This window comes from Kitasatospora sp. NPDC054795 (assembly GCF_053611565.1).
This window is the reverse complement of sequence record NZ_JBSHAP010000244.1, coordinates 1-5,658: the sequence shown is the minus strand read 5'-3', so window position 1 is coordinate 5,658 and position 5,658 is coordinate 1. Positions and strand designations below refer to the sequence as shown.

Below are 5,658 nucleotides of genomic sequence, written 5' to 3'. Positions count from 1 at the left end.
GCCGCCGCCCCGCCCGCCGGCGGCACCCCGCGCGCCAAGGCGGGCAGCCCCGCCGCAGGCCGTCCGACCCCGAGCAGAACCACCGTCACCGCCGCACCCGCCGAGGACCACCAGGCCGCGATCGGCAGCCCGGGTAAGGACGGTGGCGCCGTCACGGCGGCGGCGAAGAACCTCCAGCTGACGGCCTACGACCCGGCGGGCGGCACGGCCGTGCTGTCGGCGACGGGGCCGGCCACCCCGGCCACAGCCCCGGCCACGGCTTCGCCCACGGCTTCGCCCACTGCCGCGCCCACAGCCGCGGCCACGACCTCGCCGGGCGCCGTCCCGCCTGCCGCAGTCGCGGCCGCGGCCGTCCAGCCCGGGCAGCTGATCGCCAGCCCGCCCACCGCCGCCGCCCCGCAGGGCGCGCTGGTCGCCGTCACCGGCGTCCGGCCCGGCGCGGGCAACACCATCGCCCTGACCACCCGTCCGGCCACCCTGGCCGAACTCCTCGGCGGCACCGAGGCCGACGGCAGCGTCCCCGTCGACCCGCACGGCATCACCGTGACCCCGCTGGTCAAGGACCTCAAGGCGACCGCCGGCCTGACCGGGAACGGCGTCCAGGCCGACGCCTCCGGCACCCTGGAGGTGAACCTCAAGGCCCCCGTCCCGCTGCCCGACGGCGCGAGCCTCGACGCGTCCGGCTCGCTCCAGCTCCACCCCGCCGTCCACTTCGCCTACCACGGCGCGGCGGCCGGCAGCCCGCGCACCGCCTCGATCGGCTTCGACCTCGGCGCCCACGCCCAGTGGAAGGTCACCGGCGACGCCGCCCGCAGCACCGGCGCGGCCCCCGTCCGGGTGCCCTTCGCCAAGCTGCAGGCCAGCCCGGTGCTGACGGTCGCCGGCCTACCGGTGGTCGTCAACCTCGGCCTCACCTGCTACCTGGAGGTCAGCGCCGACGGCCAGGTCCACCTGGAGGCGGAACAGGACGCCACCGGCACCTGGGCGGTGCGCGCCGACTACACCGGCGGCAAGGGCTGGACCCCGGCCACCAGCGCCGAGACCAAGGTCACCCCGGTGCACGTGCGGCTCAACGGCAAGGCGGGCGTCCGGGCCGCGCTCGGCGCCGAGATCAGCCTCGGCCTGTACGACACCGTCGGCGTGGAGACCACCGTCGCCCCCTATCTGAGCGCCCGGGCGGAGGGCTCGCTGGTCGCCGACTCCTCCGGCAACCCGCCGCAGGCGCAGGGCAGTTGGTCGCTGGTCGGCGGCGTCGACCTGAACGGCTCACTGCTCGCCCACCTGAAGGTCTTCGGCACCCCGATCATCGAGGGCAAGCTGCCCCTGCCACCGTTCCACCGGGAGTGGCCGCTGCTCGCGGGCTCGGCGACGCTGCCCGCCCCGCAGCACAGCTGACCCCTCGCCACCGTCCGGGCCCCTCGGCGGAGTTCTCCGACCGGGGGGCCCTCGTCATGGGTAGGCTCGGATCGGAGGAAGGGGGGCGGTGTGGGGAGCAGACGTGCGGTGCTCGGCGGCGCGGCCGTCCTGGTCTGGGCCGGGACGCTGGTCCTGTACGCCGCCACCGGGATCGGCTGGTGGGCGGCCGTTCCGGCGCTGGCCGCGGCGGTGCTGGCCGCGCTGGCGCTGCCGACGCCGCCACGACCGGGCGCACGGGCGGACGGGCCCGGGAGGCGCGTTCAGAGCCCGCTGCCGACCGGGCCCGCACCCATGGGCCTGGGGTTCCCCGTCCCCGCGGGCCTGCCGCCGGTTCTTTCGGAGGGCCTTTCAAAGGCGGGGCCGGTGGGCAGCGGGCCGGTCTTCCGGTCCGACGCCTCCGGCAGCCTCCTCGCCTGGGCGGACGGCGACGCGGCGGTCACCGGGAGCGGCGACGGGGTCGGGCACCGGCCCCTGCTGGAGTACACCGACGACCCGCTGACCCCGGTGGCCGCCGAGACCGTCGCCGAGGGCCTGGAACGCCTCTTCCTCCGGCTCGGCCCGCCGCCGGGTGCGGCCCGGGACCCCGACCGCACCGCCCCCACGCCCCGAGGTGACGACCGGTGACCACCCCCGAGGAGAGCCGCACCCGCCGTCCGACGGCCCTGGAGATCGCCACCCAGTGGGCCCGGCTTCCGCCCGAGCACCTGCGGGTGGCCCTGGAGCACCTCGAACTGGAACTCCGGCGCGAACACGCCCGGGAGAGTGCCCGGGAGCGCCATCAGGCGTCGCTGGAACGCGAGCGGACGGTGTCGGCCTCGGAGCTCGAAGCGGCCCGGATGCGGGAGGAGCACGTGACCGAGCGCGCCCGGATCGCGGCTCAGGACCGCAAGGACCAGCGCGCCCACCAGCTCTACGTCGGCGGACTGGTGGCCGGCTTCGTGCTCGCCGCCGGAATGCTCGCCGGCTCGGTGATCGTCGGCCTGGACGGCCGCCAGTGGCTGGCCGGCCTGCTCGCCGGGCCCAGCCTGATCGCCCTCCCGGTGGTCTTCGTCCTGCGCCGCAGCGACCGGCCCACCGCACGCCCGCGCCCGCTCCCGCCGCCCACCTTCCCGGAGCGGCTCCCGGACGACCGGCCGGCGTAGCCGAGCCCCGGGGCAGCCCGGTGCCGCGGAACGCGCGGGAGGCCCCGAGGGGGTGGAGCCGCGCGGCCCCGCGCCCGGAGGCGGGGCGGCCATGGCCGTGGCCGCGAGGGCGACGGCGGTCGCGACACCGCCGGAACGGGACGTCAGGTGCCGCTGGTTGGGGCTTCGTCCTTCTTGACGCCCAGGAGGATCTGGTCCAGCACCGAGACGTCCGGGGCGGCCGGGTCGTCGTCCACGCCGCCGTCGAAGACCACGTAGCCCCCGCCCTTCGCGGGGAGGGCGGCCAGCAGGACGTAGCCCTGGGTGCCGTCGGCGTTGGTGATGTGCCAGCGGGTCGCGTAGCCGGCCACGCCGGCGACGGCGAGGCTGCCCGAGCCGTAGTCGGTCTGCGAGGTCATCCCGCTGAAGATCTGCTTGGCGACGGTCGGCATGGCGGCGTCGGCGGCGGCCTTCGCGCTGTCGCCCTGGATGGTGTTCTTCTCCACCGAGAACCGGCCGCGGATGCAGGCCTTGCCGTTCGCGCAGGTGTAGCGGCCACTGCCGAGGTAGACCGACCACTGCGGGGTGTCGGTCGTCGTCACCTCCCAGCCCTCGAACACCGGGAGGGTGATCGAGTGCTGCTGGTCCGCGACGGTGCTCCTGAGGACCGGGGCGGGCTTGGGCGTGGCCGGCTTCGGGGTGGGGCCCGGGCTCGTGGTCGGGCCGGTGCTGCGGCTGACGGAAACGGTGGGGTCGGTGGTCGGGTCCGCCGTGGGGTCGCCGCCGTGGCTGAGCGCGACTCCGGCGATGCTGCCGCCGACCGCCAGGACACCGACCGCGGCGGCGATGATCACGCCCGGCTTGGCCCGCTTGGGGGCCGGGAGCGGGGCCGCGGCCATCGGCGGGTAGCCGGGGCCGGGCCGGCCGTAGCCCGCGGCCGGGTACGCCTGCGGGCCCGGGTAGGCCTGCTGGCCGGGGTACGTCTGCGGGCCCGGGTAGGCCTGCTGGCCGGGGTGGCCCGGGTACGCCTGCTGCGCCGGGGGCGCCTCCTGGCCCGGGTAGCCGTAGCCGCCCTGGACCGGCCGGACGTCGCTGCTCCAGGCGTTGCCGTCCCACCAGCGCTCGTGGCCGGGGGCGCCGTCCGGACCGGGGACCGGGTACCACCCGGGAGGCGTCTCGTTGCTCACGGCCGTACGGTACCCGCCGGTGTGCGGCCCGTGGCGGCAGGGGTGCCGCGCCCGCCGCCGCCCCCGCCGCGGGCGGTCAGTACGAGGGTCGCGGCCGTGGCAGCGGCGAGGGCGGCCCAGGCGGCGGTGAAGCCGTGGGTGGTGTCGCGGAGCAGCCCGAGGGCGGGCGGGACCAGGACGACGGCCAGTTGGTTGACGGCCATGACCAGCCCGAGGGCGAAGCCGGTCCGGCCCGGTGGGGCCGACTCCGCCAGGTGGGCCACCCAGGGGCCGTACCAGCCGATGCCGAAGAAGCCCAGCCAGGTGAACAGGAGGGCGGCCACCACGGGGGAGTGGCCCGCCGGCGTCGTCAGGGCCGTCAACCCGGCCACCACCGCGCCCAGGCAGACCAGGACGGGCCGGTACCGCCCGGCACGGCTGCGGTCGCTCCAGGCCGCCAGCGCGATCCGGCCGGCCGCCCCCGCCACCTGGACCGCCACCAGGACGGCGGCGCTCGGACCGGGGCCGAGGGCCGTCACGTCGTGGAGGTACAGCGCGCCGAGCACGCCGATGCCGCTGTGCACCGAGACCAGGCTCAGGCCGGAGAACAGGATCCTCGTCATGGCCGGCTCGCGGAGCATCCGCAGCCGGGAGCGGACGGAGGCCGTCGGCGCGGCGGTGCCGGGAGCGGGGCGCACGGCCGTGGCGGCCGGCGGCCGTCGGTAGAGGGCGGTGAAGAGCCCGGCGCCCACGAGGGCGACCAGCCCGCCGACCACCAGCGCCGCCCGCCACCCGTGCGCCACGGCCACCAGCGGCAGGACGGCGGCGGCGAGTGCGCCGCCCAGCGGCAGCCCCGCCTGGCGGACGCCCATGGCCAGTCCCCGCTGCGCCGGGGCGAACCAGACGGCCACCGACTTGCTGCCGCCGGGCTGCACGGTGCTGTACCCGGCGCCGACCACCAGCAGGACGGCGAGCAGGGAGGCGTACCCCTGCGCCAGGCTGCCGAGGAGCAGGGCCGCGGCGACCACGGCGGAACCGATGCCGACGACCCAGCGCTCGCTGTGCCGGTCCAGGAGCGCACCGGCCACCAGCAGGCCGACCAGCGGAACCAGTTGGGAGGCGGACAGGAGCAGGCCGAGCCGGGTCGTGCTGAGGTCCAGTGACTGCTGCAGGGGGACGGCCATCGCCCCGATGCCCTGGACGAAGAAGCCGGAGGCGGCCTGGGTGACGGTGGCGACGCCGAGGACCACCCAGCGGTACCGGAGCGGGCGGGCGGCGTCCCCGACGGCCCCCGGCCCGGAGTGCTTTTCGGTGTCGGTGTGCTGACTCATGCTCAGCAGCCTGGTGTCATGGTCTTATGCATCTCAACCCTTACGGCGAAGGCGCCGTGCACCTCGCCGCGGAACTGGCCAACCGGCGCCCCGGAACCGCCGGGGAACTGGTGGACCGCTGCCGCGCGGCCGGGCTGGTGGTCGACGGACCGGTTCTGCCGGCGGACCTGGCGCGCATCCTGGCCCTGCTGGACAGCTGGGAGTCGGTGGTCGACGCGGCCGACGAGCGCGAACGGGCCGAACGGCTCAACCGGATGCTGGCCGCCGACGCCGCCCACCCCCGGCTGACCGACCACGCTGACGGCTGGCACCTCCACTACCGCGACGACCACCAGCCGTTCGCCGCCGTGCTGTCCACCCTGATCGCCGTCGGCACCGCCTTCCACCTGGTGGGCCGCGGCATGCACCGGCTCGGCCGGTGCGCCGTCGCCGAGTGCACCACCCTCTTCGCCGACACCACGCGGACCGGCCGCCGGCGCTACTGCTCCCAGCTCTGCGCCAACCGCGACGCCGTCCGCCGCCACCGCCGCGCGGCGCGACCGGCGACCGGCCCGGCCCGCGGGTGACCGTCCCGCGGGTGACCGTCCCGCCCGGACGACGGGGACGTGTGGGAGGGCTTCGGCC

Annotated in this window: 6 protein-coding genes; 4 read left to right on the top strand and 2 right to left on the bottom strand. The window is 76.9% G+C overall.

What is annotated here, in order from left to right:
* From ACWGJO_RS40740 to ACWGJO_RS40730, 3 genes are all read left to right on the top strand, one after another.
* Nucleotides 1-1,395, top strand: a 1,395-nt coding sequence (locus ACWGJO_RS40740) for a hypothetical protein (RefSeq protein WP_452190847.1), incomplete at its 5' end; no start/stop codon positions are given.
* Between the two features lie 90 nt (nucleotides 1,396-1,485).
* Nucleotides 1,486-2,040: a hypothetical protein gene (locus ACWGJO_RS40735; protein WP_452190846.1), complete on the top strand. Its 555-nt coding sequence runs from the start codon at nucleotides 1,486-1,488 to the stop codon at nucleotides 2,038-2,040.
* Entirely contained in the window at nucleotides 2,037-2,558 is a 522-nt protein-coding gene (locus tag ACWGJO_RS40730) for a hypothetical protein (protein ID WP_452190845.1), read from the top strand. The genes ACWGJO_RS40735 and ACWGJO_RS40730 overlap by 4 nt, the downstream gene beginning before the upstream one ends.
* Nucleotides 2,559-2,701: 143 nt before the next feature.
* Here ACWGJO_RS40730 and ACWGJO_RS40725 read toward each other — a convergent pair whose 3' ends face one another.
* Nucleotides 2,702-3,724 (bottom strand): DUF2510 domain-containing protein, encoded by a 1,023-nt coding sequence (locus tag ACWGJO_RS40725; RefSeq protein WP_452190844.1) that lies wholly within the window; start codon nucleotides 3,722-3,724, stop codon nucleotides 2,702-2,704.
* Nucleotides 3,721-5,034, bottom strand: coding sequence for an MFS transporter (locus ACWGJO_RS40720; protein WP_452190843.1), 1,314 nt, complete (start codon nucleotides 5,032-5,034; stop codon nucleotides 3,721-3,723). Before ACWGJO_RS40720 ends, ACWGJO_RS40725 begins: the two co-directional genes overlap by 4 nt.
* Before the next feature lie 26 nt (nucleotides 5,035-5,060).
* Between ACWGJO_RS40720 and ACWGJO_RS40715 the strand changes: the two genes are divergently transcribed.
* Complete coding sequence (locus tag ACWGJO_RS40715; protein ID WP_452190842.1) at nucleotides 5,061-5,600, top strand: CGNR zinc finger domain-containing protein; 540 nt, start codon at nucleotides 5,061-5,063, stop codon at nucleotides 5,598-5,600.
* Nucleotides 5,601-5,658: the final 58 nt, after the last annotated feature.